The organism is Agrobacterium sp. MCAB5, assembly GCF_052114365.1.
Taxonomy (GTDB): Bacteria; Pseudomonadota; Alphaproteobacteria; order Rhizobiales; family Rhizobiaceae; genus Agrobacterium; species Agrobacterium tumefaciens.
Genome location: NZ_JBFREP010000291.1, coordinates 1 through 423 on the forward strand (window position 1 = coordinate 1; position 423 = coordinate 423).

General features: G+C 54.4%; 1 pseudogene. It reads right to left on the reverse strand.

Annotated features, from left to right (window positions below):
- Positions 1-172: 172 nt before the first annotated feature.
- A pseudogene (locus tag AB4Z23_RS28680) lies at positions 173-423 on the reverse strand (hypothetical protein); the annotation flags it as partial.

The following is a 423-nucleotide window of genomic DNA, read 5'->3' on the forward strand; positions in this document are numbered from 1 at the left end:
GTATTGGTCTGCGTTGCTATCCCGTTGACCGTCACCATGTATTGGTCTGCGTTGCTATCCCGTTGACCGTCACCATCTTATGGGCGGTAGTGCACCGGATCTCGCTTCTGCACGGGACCGCGGTTCAAACGGCAATCCCACCAGGCCCGTAGCGCGAACATCACCCGGTTATTTATCGGGCGCGGTAAACCTCGCTGGATGACCGACGACGCGCAATAAACTCCCGAAGAACGGGGAGAAAAAAAGCCTTGCTGAACCGCCCCACAGGAGGCTCCGGCTCCAGATAGAAAGAATGTCCGATAATATCGCTGTTATACTCATCCAGAATGATCCAGAGCCGCATATCTGCATCAAGACCGGCCCGGCGCTTTTCAATCGCTGGGATCTCAATAGAAAAACGATCAGTTTCCGGCTGCTTTGTCG